This window comes from Bradyrhizobium sp. (genome assembly GCF_016213215.1).
Lineage (GTDB): Bacteria > Pseudomonadota > Alphaproteobacteria > Rhizobiales > Xanthobacteraceae > Bradyrhizobium.
Genome location: NZ_JACRAW010000159.1, coordinates 15,589 through 36,193 on the forward strand (window position 1 = coordinate 15,589; position 20,605 = coordinate 36,193).

The window sequence follows — 20,605 nt, forward strand, 5'->3', positions numbered from 1 at the left end:
GTCGGACAGCCTAGTCCAGCGCCTGCAGGGCGTGGACCGAGAACATCTTCGCCTGATCGGTCCAGGACTTCTTGACCCCCCACCCGGCGCCGCGTGCAAGTGCACTGAAGCGTTCGAGGCTGTATTTGTAGCTGTTCTCGGTGTGAATGCTTTCGCCGGGACGGAATGAGAAGCTCGTGCCCAGCATGCGCACGGTCTGCCGCTTCTTGCTGATCAGGTGCATCTCGATGCGGTGCTGCTCGCGATTGTAGATCGCCCGGTGGCTGAAGGCGGACAGGTCGAAATTGCTGCCGAGCTCGCGGTTCATGCGCACCAGGACATTGAGGTTGAAGCGCGCGGTGATCCCGGCTGAGTCGTTGTAGGCGTCATAAAGAACGCGTTCGTCCTTTTCGAGGTCGACGCCAATGATCATCTGCGCGTCCTTGCCCAGGATTTCGCGGGCGCTGAGCAGGAGGGTTCTCGCCTCAAGCGGGTCGAAATTGCCAATGGTGGATCCCGGGAAGAAACCGACCTTGGGCATATTGCTGACTGCCGCGGGCAGCGCGAATGGCGCGGTGAAGTCAGCCCCGACCGGATGGACGGCAAGCGCGGGAAAATCCTTGCGCAAGCCTTCCGCCTGCATGTTCAGGAAGTCGGTCGAGATATCGACAGGAACGTAGGCCGAGAAGTCGCAACGCCTCAGCAGGAGCCGGACCTTGGTGGTTGCCCCGGCGCCGAATTCGACCAGTGCTGCATGCCTTGGAATGATCGCGGCGATCTCGCTGCCGTACTCCGTCAGGATCGAGAGCTCGGTGCGCGTCGGATAATATTCCGGAAGCCGCGTGATGGCCTCGAACAGTTCCGAGCCGGCTGCGTCGTAGAAATATTTCGGAGACATCCGCTTGGGATGCTGCGCGAGGTCGCGGGTCGCCTCGCGCGCAAACGCTATGGTTTGTTCGTCGGGAAGATGCGCTTCGGCCAAAGCTCCGGTATGCACATTCATGATACTCTCCTGAACGCGCGGTCCGGCGCGCGGTGATCTCGGATGAAGGTCAATCGTAGTCGGCGAGGCGCAGTCCCGAGAATTGCCAGCGCTGGTGCGGATAAAAAAAGTTGCGATAGCTGAAACGGCTGTGCCCGCTCGGGGTTGCCAGCGAGGATCCGCGCAGTACGAGCTGGTTGATCATGAACTTCCCGTTGTACTCGCCGAGCGCGCCCTCCACGGCCCGGTAGCCGGGATAGGGGGAGTAGGCGCTGCGGGTCCATTGCCAGACGATGCCGAAGGCGTCGTAGAGTTCGCCCGAACGCGCAGCGACTTCCCATTCCATCTCGGTGGGCAGGTGCTTGCCCGCCCAGCGCGCAAACGCATCGGCCTCGTAGTAGCTGACGTGGCAGACCGGGGCGGTCGGGTCGACCGGCTGCAAACCGGCCAATGTCATTACCTGCCACTCTCTGTCGACCTCGCGCCAATAGCCCGGCGCCTGCCAACCTTCGCTTTGGGCCGACGTAAATCCGTCCATCAGCCAAAGGGTCGCCGTGCGATAGCCGCCATCCTGCATGAAGGCGAGCCATTCGGAATTGGTGACGAGGCTGCGTCCGATCTTGACCGGTCCGACCAGGGCTCGATGCGCCGGCGTTTCGTTGTCGAAGTGGAAGCTGCCGCCGCTGTGCCCGACGGTGTGAATGCCTTCGGCGAGCGCCAGCCATTGATCGCCCGAGCGGCTTGAAGCCGGGAAGCGCCAAGCCTGATCGTAGGCGGGCAGGACCGGGTTCTGGGCGAAGGCGTGCAGGATGTCGGTGAACATCAGCTCCTGGTGCTGCTGCTCGTGGTTGAGCCCGACCTCCACCAGGGGGCTGATGGTCTCCAGCTTCTCGGCGCTCGCCTGGCGAAACAAGGCGACCATCGCCGCATCGACATATCGGCGATAGGCGGTGACTTCTTCCGCACTCGGACGGGTGATGTCGCCGCGGCGATGGCGGGCATGCCGCTGGCCTGCGCTCACGTAATAGGAATTGAACAGAAACGCGTAGTCGGGGTGGAAGGGCTTGTAGCCCGGGGAGTGCTCGGTGAGCAGAAACTGCTCGAAAAACCAGGTTGTGTGAGCGCGGTGCCACTTAGTCGGGCTTGCGTCCGTCATGGACTGGATCTGCTGGTCTTCCGGCGAAAGCGGGGCCGCGCGACGCTCGGTCTCGCCGCGAATCGTCAGATAGGCCTCCGCCAGATTCTGGGCGAGGCTGCCTGAATCGGAGAACTGTGACGGGTGAGGGGGTCTGGCCGTTGCGGAGGCTAATGGCGTCACGGTTGTCTCCAATTGGCAAAAGAACGTCACAGGCGGCGGTCGGTTCCCCGCAGCGGGTCTGTCCTAAATAGGGCGTCCCCGGCGGTATAAAAGTCTCCTGAAGCTATGATATTGGTGCCGTCAGGCTATGAATCGACCGGCTTTGGACCAGCTGCGGAGGCCCGGGCGGGGCGGTTTCGCCGGCATTTTACTTTGGATGCACAAGCGTTTGCGCTACATATATGCCGAGTATCGGGTTCAGACGGGCCTAGCCGGCCCGAGGCTTTTCAAGGCTGGGCCGCAAAAGGAAATGGATATGAGCATCGAGGAATTCATCGACAACGAAGTGAAGTCCAACGACGTCGTCCTGTTCATGAAGGGCACGCCCCAATTTCCCCAGTGCGGCTTTTCGGGGCAGGTCGTCCAGATCCTCGACCATCTGGGCGTCGGCTATAAGGGCCTGAACGTTCTGGAATCCGCCGAGCTGCGCGACGGCATCAAGGTCTATTCCAACTGGCCGACCATCCCCCAGCTTTATGTCAAGGGTGAGTTCGTCGGCGGCTGCGACATTGTCCGCGAGATGTTCCAGGCCGGTGAATTGCAGCAGCTCCTTGCCGACAAGGGCATCGCGGTCAACGCGGCGGCCTGAACTTGAGCTTGCTGACGCGCCGGCTGGGTGGCGCGCAGCTGGACGTCATCGTCGCCGACATCACGACGTTGAGCGTTGACGCCATCGTCAACGCCGCCAATTCATCGCTCCTCGGCGGGGGCGGTGTCGACGGCGCGATTCATGATGCGGCTGGGCCCGAACTGTTGGCCGAATGCCAGACACTCGGCGGTTGTGCCACCGGGGATGCCAAGATCACCAAGGGTTATCAGTTGCCGACCCGGCACGTCATTCATGCGGTCGGCCCGGTCTGGCACGGCGGCATGCGCGGCGAGGACGATCTGCTCGCCTCCTGCTATCGCCGCTCGCTGGAGTTGTGCCAGGAGCATAATCTAGCATCGGTCGCGTTTCCCGCCATATCGACCGGCGTCTATCGTTTCCCTGCCGAACGAGCTGCGAAGATTGCCGTCAGGACAACGGCGGAAGCACTTTCGATCGCTCCGTCGCTGGCCCGCGTTGTGTTTTGCTGCTTCTCAGAAGAAAGCGCGAATTTTCACACCGATGCCTTGGCCAGGCTCGGTAGCTCTTTCGCCTGATTGTCTTGCTCGCTGGAATCATGAGGCGATCGAAACCTGACGCTCCCACGCGCCGCCGCTTTGTAATCGCGGCGCTTGCTCTGTTCCTTGCCGCGGTCGGAGCGACCGTCGCGAAGACACGCGATGCGGGGACCGCGGCGCCGCCACGCGAGCTGTCGCGCGCGAAACTGGAGCGCGTTGGCGAGTACCTCTCCACTGAGGTCGCGACCGGCAGGATCCCGGGCGCCGTCGTCCTGATCCAGCAGCACGGCAGGCCGATCTACTTCCGGAGCTTCGGCGTGCGCGACGTCGCGACCAAAGCGCCGATGACGGCGGACACGATCTTCCGGCTGTATTCGATGTCAAAAGCGGTCACGTCAGTGGCGGTCATGATGCTGGTGGATGACGGCAAGCTGTCGATCAGCGACCCGCTGGCCAAGTACATACCGGCATTTGCGGATGTGAAGGTCGCCCTCGTTCAGCCGGATGGAACGCTGAAGCTCGAGCCGCTCAAGCGGCCAATCACGATCCAAGACCTGCTGCGCCATACCTCAGGCATCACCTACGGTTTCTACGGCGATACGCCGGTGCGCAAGCTCTATGCCCGTTCGGACCTGTTCGACGGCGACTTTGACAATGCCGCGTTTGTCGAGCGGCTTGCCCGACTACCGCTGGCCGAACAGCCGGGAACGCTATGGGATTACGGCCATTCCACCGACGTGCTCGGCCGGGTTGTTGAAGTTGTGTCGGGGAAATCGCTGTTTCAGTTCGAGAAGGAGCGGCTGATCGATCCGCTTGGCATGAGCGAGACCGCGTTCTATCTCGCCGACAATGCACGGCGCGGCCGTGTCGCCGAGCCGCTACCGAAGGACCGGTTCGACCGACCCGTCGCCGGAATCACCGATCCGATCCTGCCGCGGCGCTGGGAATCGGGCGGCGCCGGCATGATCGGCACGATCGGCGACTATGCGCGCTTCGCACAGATGTTACTCAACGGTGGCAGGCTAGACGGTCGGCGCTATCTCAAGCCGGAGACTGTCGCGCTGATGATTTCGGACCACATCGGCCCGGAGACCGGGATTGGACGCGACGCCTTCTATTTTCCGGGGCCGGACAGCGGGTTCGGATTGGGCTTTGCCGTGCGCACGGTGGCGAAGCCGCCTTTTCCCTTCGGCGAGTATCGCTGGGACGGGGTGGCGGGCACGTTCTTCTTCGTCGATCCGGGCGATGATCTATTCGCGATCTGCATGATGCAGTCGCCGTCGCAGCGGCCACGTATTCAGGCCGAACTGAAGAAACTGATCTATGAGGCGCTGGAACGCTAGCTTCGTCGCGCCTACGCCGTCCTCACGATCTCGCGCACGTAGCCGATCGTCTCTTCGATCATCGCAGCCGTGATGTCGAGATGCGTGCAGGCGCGGATTCGTCCGTCCATCATCGCCAGCAGCACGCCGCGCCGGCGCAGGGCGGTGACCATTCTGTCACCGCTGATGCCTGCGCCGTCAGGCTTGAAGAACACGAGGTTGGTTTCCGGCTCCTGCACCTCAATTCCCGCGATCTGCGACAGCCCGCGTGCCAGCGCGCGCGCATTGGCGTGGTCGTCGGCGAGCCGCCTCACGTGATGGTCAAGGGCGTGGATGCACGCCGCCGCGCAGATGCCGGCCTGCCGCATCGAGCCGCCCAGGCGTTGCTTCCATTGCCACGCCGCATCGATGAACTCGCGCGAGCCGGCGAGCACTCCCCCGATCGGCGCCCCGAGGCCCTTGGAGAAGTCGATCCAGGCCGAGTCCCAGCCCGCAGCCATCGCGGGTGCAGGAATCCCGGTCGCGACCGTGGCATTGAGTAACCGCGCGCCATCCATATGGGTCGCGATGCCGTTGGCCTTGGCGAGCGCGACGATCTCGTCCAGTGTGCCCTTCTTCCAGATGGTGCCGCCGCCGATATTGGCGGTCTGCTCGACGCTGACTAGGACCTGCGGCGGCTGGTAGCGGCTGCGCGGGTGCAGCGCCTTGCGGAAGGTCTCCGGCGAGAACTGTCCGTCTGCGCCGGGTAGCGGCGTGATCTGGAAGCCGCCCAGCGCGGCATGGGCGCCGCCTTCGCGAGCGATGATGTGCGCGCTCTCATGCGCCAGGATTTCATCGCCCGGCCGGCAATGCACCAGCGTCGCCGCAACATTGCACATCGTGCCCGAGGGCATGAACACCGCGGCTTCCTTGCCCAAGAGGTCAGCCACGCGCTCGCACAACAGGTTCACCGTCGGATCGTCGCCGATCTGCTCGTCGCCGACCTCCGCACGCGCCATCGCTTCGCGCATGGCGGGCGTCGGGCGCGTCTGCGTATCCGACAACAGATTGATCCGGACCGGCGGCGCGTCGGGATCGCGCGGGGGAGGGGTGTAGAGCATGGCGACTTCACCTTTGTCTTGCCCGGCGACCATAAGGCCGCGGGCGACCGGGACAAGTCCGAGTGCTGGAAACAGGCGGAGGTGACAAAGAAAAAGGCCCCGGAACCCGGGGCCTTTGAATGCGTGATCTCCGATTGATCAGCGCGAATAGAATTCGACGACCAGGTGCGGCTCCATCTGGACCGCGAACGGAACGTCCGACAGCCCGGGAATGCGGGCGAACTTCGCGGTTGTCTTGGAATGATCGACCTCGAGATAGTCCGGCACGTCGCGTTCGGCTAGCTGGCCGGCTTCGAGCACCAGCGGCAGCTGTCTGGAGGCTTCCTTCACCTCGACGACGTCGCCGACCTTGAGCTGATAACTGCCGATGTTCACGCGGCGGCCGTTCACCTTGATGTGGCCGTGGTTGATGAACTGGCGCGCGGCGAAGATCGTCGGCACGAACTTTGCGCGATAGACCACCGCGTCGAGACGGCGCTCCAACAGGCCGATCAGGTTCTCGCCGGTGTCGCCCTTCATCCGTCCGGCCTCGACATAGATGCCGTGGAACTGGCGCTCGGAAATGTTGCCGTAGTAGCCCTTGAGCTTCTGCTTGGCGCGCAGCTGCACGCCGAAGTCTGAGAGCTTGCCCTTGCGGCGCTGGCCGTGCTGGCCGGGGCCGTACTCGCGGCGATTCACGGGGCTCTTCGGGCGGCCCCAGATATTCTGGCCCATGCGGCGATCGATCTTGTACTTCGCCTCACTGCGCTTAGTCATCGCGTCCTCTTCAAAATGGCCGTCGCTTTTCGGCAACGGCGTGTCGGTTGGGTTTGAGGAAACGCGCCCTCCTGTGCCGCCGGGAAATCCCGGAGCCGACAGGTCCAGCCCCAAAGCTTCAAGGGATGGGCCACGGGTCGCGAAACGCTTCGCGGGCCAAAACCGGCCCGCGAGCAGGCGGCTTTTAGGGGAAAAACCGCTGTTCTGTCAATCGGGAACCCGCTCCCGTTGCGGTGCCGCCTCAAGTCGCCACGGCGCGAACAGGCTTGGTCTCCGCATGCGGGCACAATCCCCTGATTTCGGAGGCGATTTCGCCGTTCAGGACCTCTTCCTGCCGGGTCAGGGTCTTGGCGATCAACGCAGCATCGGTAACCCGGTGGTCCCAACGGATCACGACGCTGATGGTCTGGTCCGGCTCGACCACCCCATAGCTCACGATGAACGGTCCCGGGCTCAAGGCATGGAGCTGGCCGCCGCCATACGCCGCCACCGAGGTCACGGCAAAGCTGCCGGAATAGTTGCCGCGCTGGCGGCCGAAATTGAGCCCGAGCATCCAGGCAAGCCGGCGCAGCGGCAGGGGCAGCCGCGTCACCAGCATGATCTTGCGGAAGATCGGCACCTCCTCGATCGGTGCCTCCTTGGCCTGACGGATCAGCGCGTCGACCTCGGTTATCGGCAGCGTATCGGGCGCGGCGATCCGCTGCGGCAGCACGCAATGCTCGCCGTCCTCGACGCGGGCGATGGCGATCATCGCGACGCTCTTCGGCAGCTCGTAGAAGCTGGGCCATGGCCACTTGGCGTAGAGCGTGCGCAGGATGGGCTCATCTCTCGCCAGCAGGGCGAACGCCTTGACGAAAATCGCCGCCCAGCCGGGCGATCGCAGCGTCTCCCGACGGGCTTCCGCCAAGGCGCCAACGTCCAGGGTCCGAGACAGGGAGACGAAGGGTACGCCGGCCGACGCGTGCATCAGGTCGGCGATCAGGCGGCGCGGCAGCGAGATTTTTCGAAACTTACCGCGCATCCGTCCCCGTTGTTGTCGAGTCAGACAAAGCCATCAGCCGGCGATTCAGATTACCCGGCCCGCCGGCCCTGATTTAGCGAACTGGCGGGCTTCAGGCCAGTTCGTTCTTTTCATCATGGCGCCGGAGATGCCAGCGGCTTGGTCTTGTCCACGACGTAAACTCCCAACGCTTTCATGGGCTTGTCGCCATGGACCTTGGCGTCATGCACCACCCCGGCCGGGATCTGGTAGGAATCCCCGGCTTTGAGGTGCTGGTCCGGCCGGCCGTCGATCACGAGGATTGCCTCGCCTTCCAGGAGGTATCCGGTCTCGATACCGGGATGGGTATGGCGTCCGGCGCTGCCGCCCGGCGGCACTTCGACGAGGCCCGTCACGGTATGATAGCCGTCTGGAAATTCGATCTTCTGCAACGGCGTACGCTTGATGCCGCCCTGCTGGGCGGTAGCGGCGCCGGCGACGGCAAAGGCGGCAATCGAGAGGGCGAGCAGACTTTTCTTGAACATATTTTCCTCCGTGGGCGGGCGAAGCTAGCAATCCCGTCCACAAGTGAACACTAGCGCCTGATACCTTCGAGGCTCGCGGCAATACCGCGGGCAAACAGCGACCAGTCGAAGCCGAGCGCGATGACGAGATAGCCACGCTCGATCATGCGGTTGGCCTGCTCGGCGCTGCGCGCCACGCCGCCGATCGGCACGCGGCTCTTCATGATGCCGGCTTCAGCGCGCGATCAGTTCGAGCAGCTCGGGATCGTCCATCTGGCCGCGCTTGTTGATCGAGGTCGCGAGATCGCCGGGCCCGATCACCGCAAGGTCGATGCCGGGCGTCGCCATGATCTCGTCCATGCGGTTGACCGCCTCGACGTGCTCTATGGTGATCATACAGATCATCTCGTCGTCGGCGGCAGCCATGTAGTCCTGCATCGATACTCAGATCATCGGGAAATTGATGCCGAAGGCGCCGATGTCCATCGGCGCCTTGGCAAGCCACGGCTCGTTCGCCGCGATCCTCACCAGCGGCACGCAGGGCGTGCCCGTGGTGGCGGCGATCATCGCATGAGCCGCAGTGAGGTCGATCGGCCCGTGCTCGAGATCGACGATGATCCAGTCGAGCAAACGCGCCATGATCTGCACCGCCTGCACGCTCGGCATCGTGGCGATGGCCCCGAAGGTGGGACGCTTCTCGCGCCACATCTGGCGCAGGCGGTTGAGCTGGGCGGGGGAGCTTGACATGCGAATCCCTCAGCACGGCGGTCGTTATCGCAGCGCAGGCTAGCAGCGTAGCTTCGCACCGAGAAGCAGCCGGCGTCGTCAGGCCGGGACGCGGCCGCCGAAGTACGGCTGCAAGACGCGGCTGAGATCGTGCGGGCGGCGCGAGGTGAAGACCAGCTCGGCGCCCGCTTCATCCCTGGCCGCGACCTGCGGACCAAGCAGATCGGATACGCGGCGGGCAATCGCGGGAGCGGGATCGATCCAGTCGACCGGCCAGGGCGCGAGCTTGACCAGGCGGTCGAGCAGCAGCGGATAATGGGTGCAGGCCAGCACGATCGTGTCGGTGCGGGCCGTCTCGTCGTCGGGATCGCCGACAAAACACGGCACAAGCTCGGCGAGGATCTCGCTGTCGCTGACCTCCTCGCCGTACAGCGCGCGTTCGGCAAGCGAAGCAAGCTCGGGCGAGCCGACCAGCGTGACCTCGCAGCCCTGACCGAAGTCGCGGATCAGTGCACGGGTGTATTCGCGCTTGACCGTGCCTTTGGTGCCGAGCACCGAGACGCGCCGTGTCCTTGACTGGGCGCAGGCGGGCTTGATCGCCGGCACGGTGCCGACGAAAGGAACGTCATAGGCGGTGCGCAGGTGCGACATCACCAGCGTCGAAGCGGTATTGCAGGCGATAACGACGAGGTCGGGACCGTGCGCGTGGATGAGCTCGCCGATCAACGGCACGACCCGCGTGATGATTGCCTCCTCGCTGTGGTGGCCGTAGGGGAAGAAGTCGTCATCGGCCACATAGACGTAATGGGCGTCCGGTCGCGTCGCGGCGATCTCGCGCAGCACGGTCAGGCCGCCAAGACCTGAATCGAAGACGAGAATGGTGGGGCGTGTGGACACGGCGTGATTCTAGGTGATCAGGGGTTAGCAATCAGTTGTTTTTGTGGCAGGGCGGAGGCGGTACCCAATGTACCGACACACCTCACTACCGCAAAGTAGTCCATTGCGAGGGCGATAGCGACGAAGCGAACCCATACTGCCTCCCCCGCAATAAGATTGATTGTCGCTTTGTTCTGTCTGTCATCGCGAGCGAAGCGAAGCGATCCAAACTACGTCCGCCGATGCATTCTCGATTGCTTCCATCCCTTCGCTCCTCGCAAATGACGCAAGAGGCACAGTTTCGCATTCTCGCGGCACGAAGTGCCCGAGCTTTGCTGTCCTCTTCACCCTCTTATCTGGCAGAGGGCGCAGGGAAGACCGGGTGCCCGCTGCACCCGCGGTCTCGTGTGCAAATTGCGCAAAGAAGCCGCACACGAGCATACAGGTACAGCCGACGACACCCGGCCTTCCCTGCGCAGTGGCTTGACGACTTATGCCGCGCTCTCCTCGGAGACGAATTCGTCTTGCCTCCGTCGCCCCCGAATTAACGGCTGATCGACCCGGTTGGATCGATTTCGCCTCCGCAGGGCTTAACACCAGCGACGGGTGCCAGGACCACACGGTCTTGCCGTACGCGCTTGCGCCGTTCGTCATGCGCGCCGGACTTCACTCACGAGCCCAAGGCTCGCCCTGCGATTCCGTTTCGCGCCGGCGCAATTGCGTCCACCGCATCCCAACCCGCGTTTCGTGACGACTCGCGATCCGCCCCTCGTATCGGGTGAGACGGGCGAGCTATACGTCAAATCCGAATTCGGTAAAAGAGAAATATTTTTGCCGCGAGGGCTTGACAGGCTTCGAGGTGATTTGCGGGCAGCCAGAGGCGCTGGTTTTGAATGCAATTCAGGCAAGCGCGGCCCCGGTCAGAAACAAGAGATCGATGAGACTTATGCGAACGACAGCAGGCCAGCCAGTGATCGAAGCCGCATCAACAGCCCGACGGGCTGGATCATCGGCGTGACATTCGTTTTGACCATTGTTGCCAACAGGGTGCCGACGCAACGACATCCAATCAAGGCAAACGCGCCAAGTGTTACGACAGGATCGAGCAATCCGTCTCCTGAGCCGAAGAAATTGTGCGTACCTGACGTGATCCGGCGCCCGAGGGACGGCTCGCTGCTGGCGCGCGGTCGGCAGCACCGGCCTAGGCCGGCTTGGGACCGTCCGATGGTTTGCGCATCCAGTCTATGACGCGCGGCCAGATCTCGCGGTGCGCAATCCGGCCGACCAAGGGACCGACGTGCTGCAGGCCCACGCCGATCTCCGGCGAACACACTCGGAGCGATGAGCGGTTCCAGAGCGGATGCAGGCGGCACCAGCCGGCTCGAATGGTCGACGATCGCGGCAACCGGTACTCCGGCAAGCGCGTCGGAACCAACCTGCCGGCCGAGCACGCGAAGCTCGTCGCGTGCAAACTGGTCGCGCCGGTACAGCAGGTCCACGATGTCTTTGACCAACGCAGCGGATGGCGCGAATTCGTCGAGACTCCCCCGGATCACCCGGGCGTGGATCTTGTCTCCCGGCTTGCCATTGATGTTCGATGTGTCCTGCAACCGAAGCGTCGGATCTTGCCGGTCTTCAGTCGAACTGGAGGCGACCATTTCTCCTGGCTTTATGACGACGTCGCTTGATCCCTCCTTGGTCAGCTCGTCAGAGGAGACTCCACGAGGTTGAAGATGGCGTCCAATCCCTGACGAAGCCGTGCGCCCACGCGTGCGCCTGAAAGCGCGAGCAACACCAATGACCGGCCCGTGACGGGGAGAGGTTGCTCGAACGGGTGCTCCTGCGCCTCCAGTTCGGGCTCGCTGCTATCGATCAAGGCGATCCAGGATCGTCCTTCAGGGACGGTTGGCAGGACGAAGTCCACCACGTCATGGTGCGCGTTGTATATCAAGAGCAGCGTCGCATCGGAGCCACGTCGTTTGATCCCGGTGGCCTGCGCGCGTCCATCGAGCAGCATGCCGAGGCAGCGGGCATTCGGATCTTCCCACTGCTCGGTTGTCATCTCCTGTCCCGACGGCGAGAGCCAAGCGACGTCCTTCACGTCCAGCTCCTCGTTATACGCCCCGACAGGAAAGCGGCTGCGGTGCAGGATCGGAAAGGCGTTGCGCACCGCCGTCAGCTTTCGCAGGTATTCCCGAAGGGCGCGCCCGCGCATGGTGATGCGCGGCCACTCCAGCCAGGCTGTCTCGTTGTCCTGCGAATAGGCGTTGTTGTTGCCGTTTTGGCTGTGGCCGAATTCATCGCCTGCAAGAATCATGGGAGTGCCGAGCGATAACAGGGTCGTAGCCAGGAAGTTGCGCTTTTGCCGCTCTCTGAGGGCCGCTATGTCCGGATTGTCCGTCGGCCCTTCAACGCCGTGGTTCCAGGACCGGTTATCGGAGTGGCCGTCGCGGTTGCGTTCGCCGTTGGCGTCGTTGTGCTTGTCGTTGTACGAGACGAGGTCGTTCAGCGTGAATCCGTCGTGGGCGGTAACGAAATTGACGCTGGCCCAGGGCTTGCGCCCGCGCTTGTTGAAGAGGTCACCCGAACCGGAAATCCGTTTGGCAAGATCCGGGAGCGCTCCGGCATCTCCCTTCCAGAAGGCGCGTACGGTGTCCCTGAATTTGTCGTTCCACTCCGCCCATCCCGGAGGAAACTGACCGACCTGGTATCCGCCCGGTCCGATGTCCCAAGGCTCGGCAATCAGCTTGACGCTGGAGAGGACAGGATCCTGCCGGCAGGCATCCAGGAAACCGCCACCTTCATCAAAACCGTAGGGCTCACGCGCCAGGATCGTGGCCAGGTCGAAGCGAAAGCCGTCGACGCGCATCTCTGTCGCCCAATAGCGCAACGAGTCGGCCACGAGCTGCAGTACGCGCTGATGCGAGAGGTTGACGGTGTTTCCGGTGCCAGTGTCGTTGATGTAATAGCGCTTCTGATCGGTGAGCAGACGGTAGTAGCTCGCATTGTCGATCCCTTTGAAGGACAGCGTGGGACCGAGCTCGTTTCCTTCGGCGGTGTGGTTGTAGACCACGTCGAGGATGACTTCGATGCCGTGTGCATGAAATTGATTGACCATGGCCTTGAATTCGTTCGCGAAGGGCGTCTTGAGGTACCGGGGCTCGGGCGCGAAGAAGGCGAGCGTGTTGTAGCCCCAGTAATTGCGCAGCCCCTTTTCCACGAGATAGCTGTCGTCGACGAAGGCATGGATGGGCAGAAGCTCGGCGCTGGTGATACCGAGCGAGCGCAGGTACGCGGGAATGGCGGGATTGGCGAGCCCGGAAAAAGTGCCGCGGTCCGGATCGGCGACCAGCGGGTGCAGCTTGGTAAAGCCCTTCACATGCATCTCGTAGATGATCGTGCGCTCCCACGGAATCTCCGGCTTGCGCGCGCTGCCCCAAGTAAATGCCGGATCGATGACGCGGCATTTCTGAACCAAGGGCGCGCTATCGCGGTCGTCATAGGACTTGTCCTTGTCGGGGTGGCCAAGCTGGTACGCGAACAACTCCGGCCCCCAGCGCAGTTCGCCAACGAGCTGCTTCGCATAGGGATCTATGACAAGCTTGTTTGGGTTGAAGCGGTGACCGGCGTCCGGATCATAGGGGCCATGGACCCGATAGCCGTAGACAGTGCCCGGACGCGCCGTGGGCAGGTAGCCATGCCAAACTTCGTCGGTGTATTCAGGAAGCTCGATGCGTTCGAGCTCGGTCCCGCCGCTGTCGTCGAACAAGCAGAGTTCGACCTTGGTGGCATGGGCCGAGAAAATCGCAAAATTCACGCCCAGGCCGTCCCATGTCGCACCAAGTGGGAAAGGGCGTCCTTGAGCCACAACGGAGCGGCGAAGCGCATCGGCCGTCTTTGCTAGTGCCTCGTCAGCCGGCAGGGTCAGGTTCATCGTTTGCACTCGAAGTGGAGTGCAACACCTCAACAGCCCGAGTGTTCCCGGCAATGAGCAGGTTGGGGCGCGTGGGAGACCCAAGCCTCGCTGCGATGTGAGGCACGGGTGGCCGGGACTCGACGATGCAGCAATTCCCCGATACCGAGGCGTTGCGATGCGCCAGGCTCGGGGGACGACGGCCTTCCACCGTAGCGCGGTCGCTGCGCCCGGCCGCCGCGACCGCCGACGACAGCATGCTGAATTCTTGTGGTTATTTGCCCTTCGCGCTTGCGCTCGGCAAGAGCCTCGGCATGTCGACGACGGCCGAAGGCGTGGAGACCCGCGAACAACTCGAATTGCTTCGCGTCGAAGGCTGCAGCGAAGCGCAAGGCTACCTGTTCAGCCGCGCTGTTCCCGCTGCCGACGTACCCTTGCTGTTGAACACCCGATCGACGGCTGCCTAAGACTCCAAGGCACGTTCGGCCCGCTGTGCCGCGGTAACCGCAGCGCCGGTACGCAAATCGCGAAAACAACCCCATGCAAAGTAGGGGCGAACTGGGGCATGTACTCATAAAGGTCGGCTGTCGAGCATTGAGCGGACGTTGTGCGCTTGGTCGTCGTTGCCGGCTTGTGACCCAACTGAGACATTGGCGACCCGAAGCATTCTTTCATCGACGGCTCCCTTGAAGTCTTCCAGATGCCGAGTTTCGCCGTTACACTGCCGCGTTCTCGTTTTTGGCGGCAGCCGTTCGCCAGTCGTATTCTTCCGTTTCTTTTGCAAGGGGAGCATTTCATGACTTTGTCAAACGTCACCCGCCGTGGAATGATCGGCGGTCTTGCGGCCGGAGTAAGCGCGGCCGCCGTAATCTCGTCAGACGCGTTTATAAGTGGCGCGCGGGCTCAATCCGCGCGAAAGACGTTCATTCTGGTTCCCGGCGCTTTCAGCGGGGCCTGGTGTTGGCGTCGCGTTTCGGACAGGCTCGAGAAGCAAGGTCATAAGGTCTACTCGCTTTCACTTACCGGCCTGGGAGACCGCTCGCACCTTTTGAGCAAGGATATCAATCTCGATACGCACATAGCGGACATAGCCAATTTAGTGGAATGGGAAGACCTCACCGACATTTGCCTCGTGGCATGGTCTTACGCGGGCTATCCGGCGTCAGGCGCGCTCGAACGCATCGGAAGCCGTGTCTCGTCCATCGTTTGGGTTGATGCATTGAAGCCTTCGGATGGTCAGTCATTTCGTGATGAGGTGCCCTTTAAGGCGGAAGATGGCGCGATCAGCATTCCAGCTCCCAAAGCGGTCCGTCCGGACGCCTATCAAGACCCCAAAGACGCTGCTTGGTTCCTGTCGAAAGCAACCTCACAACCGATCGGCACCTGGCTGCAACCGGTGAAACTCTCAGGTGCGCGCGAAAGGGTCGCGAAAAAGACCTACATTCGCTTACCGAAATTTCCGTTGGCTGCATTGGACAAGGCATTTGCCGAGTGCAAGGCTGACAAGTCTTGGACAGTCGTAGAAAATACGACATCCGGCCACCCTGTCATGATTAACGAGCCGGATTGGTTGACTGATGTTTTGCTGAAGTCAGTATGATAATGAAGAACTAGTCTTCTGTCATCGCCCTATCAACAATGCTCTGGAGAGCCGCCGTGAGGCGGCTTTTTCTTTTGCTTCTGCGGGATGAATGATGTTTCTTGATGGCCCGAGGCTGCCCAACACGATGCCCGTCCAAGCGTCAGCTGTCGAGTGTAGACCGGAAGCGACTCGCATCCGTCCAGACCGCCGATTTTGACCCATTGCGGACTTCCGAATACCGGCCGATGATGTCGCATGACAAGCCACGCACCTACGTTGATAGTCTTTGGCGGCCTTCCCGGCACGGGCAAGACAACGGTTTCTCGGGAGCTGACCAGACGTCTAGCGGCCACGTATCTTCGTATCGATGCCATTGAGCAGACGCTACGGGCAGCAGGCCATCCGATCGGCGCAATGGGCTATGTGGTAGCGAACGCACTCGCGGCTGAAAATCTCGAGCTAGGTCGTGTCGTTTTCGCAGACTGCGTAAATCCAGTCCTGGCAAGCCGTGTCGGATGGCGACAGACCGCCGCTCAAAAGTCGGCATGCCTCGTTGAGATTGAAGTGGTTTGCAGCGACGTGATCTTGCATCGGCAACGAGTGGAAACGCGCACCTCAGACATCAGCGGCCTCAAGCTGCCAACGTGGGATGAGGTAGTGAACCGAGACTATGAACCGTGGGATCGAGAACACCTAGTGCTCGATACGGCCGTTAGCTCGCTCGATCATCTGCTCCAGCAGGCGGAGGCGTATGTTCGCGCCAAGACGGGTTAGTCTCCTCTTGGCCCGTACCGACGAATGCGGCGCTCGTCCTCACGTCGGCTGCCAGGGGGTCGACCGGAAATGGCCGACGTTCGGCTAGACCGACGCTCCTGACCCATTGCAGCCTTGAGAGCGCGCTCGCTTATTTGCGACCGTTCCGAGGGCCCGTTCACAGCTTTGAACCCTTCACAACACACGAAATCGAAGCAAAACATTTACTTCGTGAGTACGATCGCGGTGCACTGTTCCAAGTCAACAAACGCGGTCGAAAGAAGCGACGATGCGGTACATTATTTTTTGCAACGCAATTGCATTTGCGTTTTCTGCTCTCGCATTTCCTCTTCTGGCTCGCAATCATCCAGTCTTGGCTTGGGGTCTCACGATTTGCACCAATATCCCAGCGCTCTCCTTTTTTCTGGCGGTTCTGGGTTCTCCGAACGCTGATTGGGCCCTAGCGTTTATCGTCACTCTTCTCGTATTTTTTGGCTTTGGTGGCCTTGGCATTGGGGCGTTCGTTGGGCTCGCCATCGCGAGCGTCTTCGGGGACAGCATCGCACGGTGCTTTCGTTCTATCCTACAAAAGATCGAGGAGGCCCGTGGATAACACGGCCAACTTGCCACCTTTCCGCTGTTGGCCCCAAGCCGACCACCTTCGTCGCTCCGGGTTAGTCTGTTATTGAGGGCAGTCCGGACTTCGCATCTGCGATCCTCCGACCGCCGTTTGTGACGCACAAGAGACATTAGCCGGATCGAAATCCCGCAATGCGAGATAGGCGCTACGCGCCCCCGATTTGGGATATGCGCCCGGTCGTAACCCCGCCGCCGTAGCCGATGCGCTGGTCACACTGCTGCTGGCACATTTGATCGTACACAACGCCCACGATCCGGCGACGATGGCCGCGGCACTCGCACTCGCGGTCGATCAGGACGAGGACGTAGAGCCGGGCAAGCGTGGCAACCAGCGCGACACGTTGGCGCAATAGGTGTCGTACTCCGCTCCAAATGTCCTACGCAGCGTCGGCTCCTCATAAGCCAGAACGAAGATGTGGAAGCCGATCCACAGTAGCGCGCCGTAGACCAGAAGCCTTGCGTTTCCGAGGATCAGTCCTTGGCCAAGTACAATCGCCACTAGGGCAAGATAGATCGGATTGCGGACATAACGATTGGGGCCGGTGATCACCAAATGTTGCGTTGGTGCGACCGGCGCTGGCGTGCCGCCGCCTTGCAGCGCAAATCGTGTGAAGGTTTCGACCAACACCGGAATGCCGAGCAGGATCAGAACCACGCCGAACCATCGGATAAGCTGGAGATCGAAGAACGGCGCTTGCAGACGCCATTGCGAAATCCACCACGGCACGACACCGGCGACCGTCGTGGGGGCAATCAGAAAAAAGACCACCGACCCCAGAGCTGCCGAGCCTCTGGTCATGATGTTGCTCCGGCCTCACAAATCCCAGCGTGCACCCGCAATAGCGACGCGGTCGTGAAACGCCGGCCTCATCGTAGCAGCCGGCGATTGGGGCGACTAGGATTGACTGGCCCGGGTCACACTGCTCACGACCGCTTATGGCCCAAGGCCGACATGCATCAATATCGGCTTCATCGTCCCCTTCGAAGACCGAAGGGGACCCGACGAGTCCAGGAAGCAGCCGCCCTGGAATTTAGAGCCGGGAAGGAACAAAGTCGGTTTGCGGGCCCGACGGCCCGGGGGGCATGTCGCTCGCCACTGACAGGCCGTCATGCTCCGACTGACCTGACGCATCGACCGATCCGACCTCGATAGGCCTCGCTCCGCCGGGCCTATCGACATCGTACTGAATTTCCGTGTCTTATTGCCCTTTACCGGTGGGCTTGGCGCGCACTATGGTCCCGAGCGCATCGGGCGGCGGTCGCTCCGATGTGGGGTGGGCAAGCGAGAAGCATGTGCAACTGATACGGTATTTGTGGTCGACCGCGGTGCTGCGCACGCCGTCTTCACTCAACATTGCGGACGAACTGATGCTGCACGGCACAAGACCGCGCGGCAACAGCTTGCGACAGGCGCCAACGCCGGCGCCGAGCCCGTAGCAAGGAGACGCGATGCTCTCGCAATTTCTGCAGTTCATGTTTTCCGGGGTCACCATAGGCGCGACCTACGCGCTTGCGGCGCTGGGATTCACGCTGATCTACAACGCGAGCAACGTGATCAATTTCGCCCAGGGCGAGTTCATCATGCTGGGCGGCATGCTGACGGTGTTCTTTCTCAAGTCCGGCCTGCCGATGCCCGCCGCGATCGTCCTGGCGATCGCCGTTCCCGCGGTGGTCGGCATTCTATTGGAGAAGCTGGCGATCGAGCCCGCCAAGGGGGCCGATACGGTGAGCCTGATCATCATCACGATCGGCGCATCGCTGGTGCTTCGAGGCATCGTGCAGATCTGGCGCGGCAAGGGTCCGGCGGTCTTCCCGGCATTTTCCGGCAACGAGCCGATCATCATCGGCGGCGCGGCGCTGGCGCCGCAGAGCCTCTGGGTCATCGGAACGTCGGGCGTCATCGTGCTCGCTCTGTGGCTGTTCTTCAATCGCACCGTCGCGGGCAAGGCCATCCTGGCCACCTCGGTCGATCCGCTTGCGGCGCAATTGGCCGGTATCAACACGCAATGGGTGCTGCTGGTTAGCTTTGCGCTTTCGGCCGCGGTCGGCGCCATCGGCGGCATCCTGCTGACCCCGATCACGATGACCTCCTACGACGTCGGGATCATGCTCGGGCTGAAGGGCTTCGTCGCGGCTGTGGTCGGCGGGCTCGGGGCCGGCCACGGCGCCGTCGCCGGGGGGCTGTTGGTCGGAATCATCGAGGCGCTGACTGCCGGCTACATCTCTTCGGCCTACAAGGACGCCGCGCCTTTCCTGCTGATCTTTGTCGTCCTGTTCTTCATGCCGCGCGGCATGTTCGGCGCGAAGAAAACGGAGCGGGTATGAGGCGTCCCCATCCCGGCCTGCTCGTGCTCGGCGCCATCCTGCTGGTGCTGCCGCTGCTGCTTCCGAACGCCTTCTATTTCGACATCGTCAACCGGATGGCGATCAACGCGATCGTCGTTCTGGGACTCAACCTCCTGATCGGCTTTGCCGGCCAGATCAGTCTCGGGCATGCGGGGTTCTTCGGCATCGGCGCTTATGCGTCGGCGATCCTCCCGACGCATTATGGCTGGCCGCCGGTTGCGGCCATGGGGGCCGGTGCCGCCGGCGCGGCGCTGCTGGCCTCGGTGATCGCGCCGCCGATCTTTCGCCTCAGCGGCCATTACCTCGCCATGGCGACGCTGGGCCTGGGCGTGGTCATTTCCATCGTCCTCAAGAACGAGACCGCCTTTACCGGAGGACCCGATGGCATGCCGGTGCCGCCGCTATCTCTCTTCGGGCTCGAGATTTTCGGTGAGAGGCAGTGGTACGGGCTGTTCGCCCCGGTTCTCCTGTTCAGCGTCTGGGCTTGCCAGAACCTGATCGATTCGCCGTTCGGACGGGCGCTGCGCGCGCTCCACGGATCGGAAGTCGCCTCGCAGGTCGTCGGCGTCGATGTGGCGCGTTACAAGGTGGCGGTCTTCGTCCTCTCGGCATTCATCGCCAGCATCATGGGAAGCCTGACGGCGCACTATGTCGGGTTCGTGACTCCCAACGTCGCGGATTTCCTTCATTCGATCGAGCTGGTGACGATGGTCGTCGTCGGCGGGATGGCCTCGGTGTATGGTTCGGTGGTCGGCGCCGTCCTGCTGACCGCCTTGCCGCAGGCGCTGGCGACCTTCGAGGGCTGGGAAACGGTGGTCTTTGGCGCTGTTCTGATGCTGTCGATGATCTTCATGCCCAAGGGCCTCGTTCCGACGCTCGCCGCGAGGCTGGGGAAGGGACGCTGATGGCGCGGCTGGAGGTACGCAATCTCACCAAGGCGTTCGGCGGCGTGCTGGCCGTGGAGGACGTGAGCTTCACCGTCGAGACCGGCATCGTCTATTCGGTCATCGGTCCCAACGGCGCCGGAAAAACCACGCTCTTCAACCTGATCACCGGCCTTCTTGCGCCGAGCGTCGGCGAGGTCCGGCTGGACGACCAGGTGGTGACCGGGCTCGCGCCGCATCAGCTCGCGGCCAAGGGCATGGCGCGCACGTTTCAGAATCTGCAGATCTGCATGAACATGACTGCCGTCGAGAATGTCATGGTTGGCGGTCACCTGTCCGTCGACCGGAATCTGTTCAGGAGCATGCTGCACTTCCCGTCGTTGAGACGGGCCGACGTCGTCCTGCGCGACCGGGCGACCGAGCTCATGGCCTATGTCGGGCTCGACGCCTATCTGCAAAGCGAGGCCAGCGCCATGCCCTATGGAGCGCTGAAGCGGCTGGAGATTGCGCGGGCGCTGGCGGCCAAACCCCGCATCCTTTTTCTCGACGAGCCTGCCGCCGGGCTGAATCCAAGGGAAACCGCCGAGATCGACCGCCTGATCAGGAAGATCGCCGACGGCGGCGTGACCGTCGTGCTGGTGGAGCACGACATGAAAATGGTCATGAACATTTCCGACCGCATCCTTGTGCTTAACTCCGGCAAGAAGCTCACCGAAGGATCCGCGAGCGAAGTCCGCGGCAACCCGGACGTGATAGCCGCCTATCTCGGCAAGGCGGCCTGAT

18 protein-coding genes and 2 pseudogenes are annotated in these 20,605 nt (G+C 62.4%); 9 read left to right on the forward strand and 11 right to left on the reverse strand.

Going from position 1 to position 20,605, the window contains the following annotated elements; all coding sequences use genetic code 11:
* Window positions 1-10 precede the first annotated feature (10 nt).
* Both egtD and egtB read right to left on the reverse strand, forming a co-directional pair.
* A complete protein-coding gene (egtD, locus tag HY852_RS26275) occupies window positions 11-982 on the reverse strand; it encodes an L-histidine N(alpha)-methyltransferase (protein ID WP_291607846.1) in 972 nt (323 codons plus the stop codon).
* Window positions 983-1,031: 49 nt separating this feature from the next.
* Window positions 1,032-2,279: an ergothioneine biosynthesis protein EgtB gene (gene egtB / locus HY852_RS26280; protein WP_291607847.1), complete on the reverse strand. Its 1,248-nt coding sequence runs from the start codon at window positions 2,277-2,279 to the stop codon at window positions 1,032-1,034.
* A gap of 295 nt (window positions 2,280-2,574) precedes the next feature.
* Between egtB and grxD the strand changes: the two genes are divergently transcribed.
* Genes grxD through HY852_RS26295 form a run of 3 tightly spaced genes read left to right on the forward strand, consistent with a single transcriptional unit; the run spans window position 2,575 to window position 4,765 of the window.
* The gene (gene grxD / locus HY852_RS26285; RefSeq protein ID WP_291607848.1) at window positions 2,575-2,907 is read left to right on the forward strand and encodes a Grx4 family monothiol glutaredoxin; all 333 of its coding nucleotides are present in this window, start codon (window positions 2,575-2,577) and stop codon (window positions 2,905-2,907) included.
* 2 nt (window positions 2,908-2,909) lie between these two features.
* Complete coding sequence (locus tag HY852_RS26290; protein WP_291607849.1) at window positions 2,910-3,461, forward strand: O-acetyl-ADP-ribose deacetylase; 552 nt, start codon at window positions 2,910-2,912, stop codon at window positions 3,459-3,461.
* Between the two features lie 20 nt (window positions 3,462-3,481).
* Window positions 3,482-4,765 (forward strand): serine hydrolase, encoded by a 1,284-nt coding sequence (locus HY852_RS26295; protein ID WP_291607850.1) that lies wholly within the window; start codon window positions 3,482-3,484, stop codon window positions 4,763-4,765.
* An 11-nt stretch (window positions 4,766-4,776) separates the two neighbouring features.
* Here HY852_RS26295 and HY852_RS26300 read toward each other — a convergent pair whose 3' ends face one another.
* The 8 genes and pseudogenes from HY852_RS26300 to glgX all read right to left on the reverse strand — a co-directional run bounded on the left by HY852_RS26300 (window position 4,777) and on the right by glgX (window position 13,639).
* Window positions 4,777-5,844 (reverse strand): threonine aldolase family protein, encoded by a 1,068-nt coding sequence (locus HY852_RS26300; RefSeq protein WP_291607851.1) that lies wholly within the window; start codon window positions 5,842-5,844, stop codon window positions 4,777-4,779.
* A 138-nt stretch (window positions 5,845-5,982) separates the two neighbouring features.
* The gene (gene rpsD / locus HY852_RS26305; RefSeq protein ID WP_291607852.1) at window positions 5,983-6,600 is read right to left on the reverse strand and encodes a 30S ribosomal protein S4; all 618 of its coding nucleotides are present in this window, start codon (window positions 6,598-6,600) and stop codon (window positions 5,983-5,985) included.
* Window positions 6,601-6,841: 241 nt separating this feature from the next.
* Window positions 6,842-7,621 (reverse strand): acyltransferase, encoded by a 780-nt coding sequence (locus tag HY852_RS26310; RefSeq protein ID WP_291607854.1) that lies wholly within the window; start codon window positions 7,619-7,621, stop codon window positions 6,842-6,844.
* A gap of 113 nt (window positions 7,622-7,734) precedes the next feature.
* Window positions 7,735-8,124, reverse strand: coding sequence for a cupin domain-containing protein (locus HY852_RS26315; RefSeq protein WP_291607856.1), 390 nt, complete (start codon window positions 8,122-8,124; stop codon window positions 7,735-7,737).
* Between the two features lie 50 nt (window positions 8,125-8,174).
* Window positions 8,175-8,850: pseudogene (locus HY852_RS26320) on the reverse strand (HpcH/HpaI aldolase/citrate lyase family protein).
* A gap of 78 nt (window positions 8,851-8,928) precedes the next feature.
* On the reverse strand, window positions 8,929-9,726 hold the full coding sequence (gene murI, locus HY852_RS26325) for a glutamate racemase (protein ID WP_291607857.1): 798 nt from the start codon (window positions 9,724-9,726) through the stop codon (window positions 8,929-8,931).
* Between the two features lie 923 nt (window positions 9,727-10,649).
* Entirely contained in the window at window positions 10,650-11,363 is a 714-nt protein-coding gene (locus HY852_RS26330) for a hypothetical protein (protein WP_291607858.1), read from the reverse strand.
* 41 nt (window positions 11,364-11,404) lie between these two features.
* Window positions 11,405-13,639 carry a glycogen debranching protein GlgX gene (gene glgX / locus HY852_RS26335; protein ID WP_291607859.1) on the reverse strand — a complete coding sequence of 745 codons (2,235 nt, stop codon included), beginning with the start codon at window positions 13,637-13,639 and terminating at the stop codon, window positions 11,405-11,407.
* Window positions 13,640-13,914: 275 nt separating this feature from the next.
* Here glgX and HY852_RS26340 point away from each other — a divergent pair.
* The 3 genes and pseudogenes from HY852_RS26340 to HY852_RS26350 all read left to right on the forward strand — a co-directional run.
* Window positions 13,915-14,085: pseudogene (locus HY852_RS26340) on the forward strand (EAL domain-containing protein); the annotation flags it as partial.
* 233 nt (window positions 14,086-14,318) lie between these two features.
* The gene (locus tag HY852_RS26345) at window positions 14,319-15,218 is read left to right on the forward strand and encodes an alpha/beta fold hydrolase (RefSeq protein WP_291607860.1); all 900 of its coding nucleotides are present in this window, start codon (window positions 14,319-14,321) and stop codon (window positions 15,216-15,218) included.
* A 237-nt stretch (window positions 15,219-15,455) separates the two neighbouring features.
* Complete coding sequence (locus HY852_RS26350) at window positions 15,456-15,974, forward strand: AAA family ATPase (protein WP_291607861.1); 519 nt, start codon at window positions 15,456-15,458, stop codon at window positions 15,972-15,974.
* Window positions 15,975-16,884: 910 nt separating this feature from the next.
* Here HY852_RS26350 and HY852_RS26355 read toward each other — a convergent pair.
* Window positions 16,885-17,391: an isoprenylcysteine carboxylmethyltransferase family protein gene (locus HY852_RS26355; RefSeq protein WP_291607862.1), complete on the reverse strand. Its 507-nt coding sequence runs from the start codon at window positions 17,389-17,391 to the stop codon at window positions 16,885-16,887.
* 650 nt (window positions 17,392-18,041) lie between these two features.
* Between HY852_RS26355 and HY852_RS26360 the strand changes: the two genes are divergently transcribed.
* The 3 genes from HY852_RS26360 to HY852_RS26370 are packed head-to-tail and all read left to right on the forward strand — an operon-like array spanning window position 18,042 to window position 20,604.
* Window positions 18,042-18,917, forward strand: a complete 876-nt coding sequence (locus tag HY852_RS26360; protein WP_291607864.1) for a branched-chain amino acid ABC transporter permease — start codon at window positions 18,042-18,044, stop codon at window positions 18,915-18,917.
* Window positions 18,914-19,843, forward strand: a complete 930-nt coding sequence (locus tag HY852_RS26365) for a branched-chain amino acid ABC transporter permease (protein ID WP_291607866.1) — start codon at window positions 18,914-18,916, stop codon at window positions 19,841-19,843. Before HY852_RS26360 ends, HY852_RS26365 begins: the two co-directional genes overlap by 4 nt.
* Window positions 19,843-20,604 carry an ABC transporter ATP-binding protein gene (locus tag HY852_RS26370; protein ID WP_291607867.1) on the forward strand — a complete coding sequence of 254 codons (762 nt, stop codon included), beginning with the start codon at window positions 19,843-19,845 and terminating at the stop codon, window positions 20,602-20,604. Before HY852_RS26365 ends, HY852_RS26370 begins: the two co-directional genes overlap by 1 nt.
* The last annotated feature ends 1 nt before the right edge of the window (window position 20,605 follow it).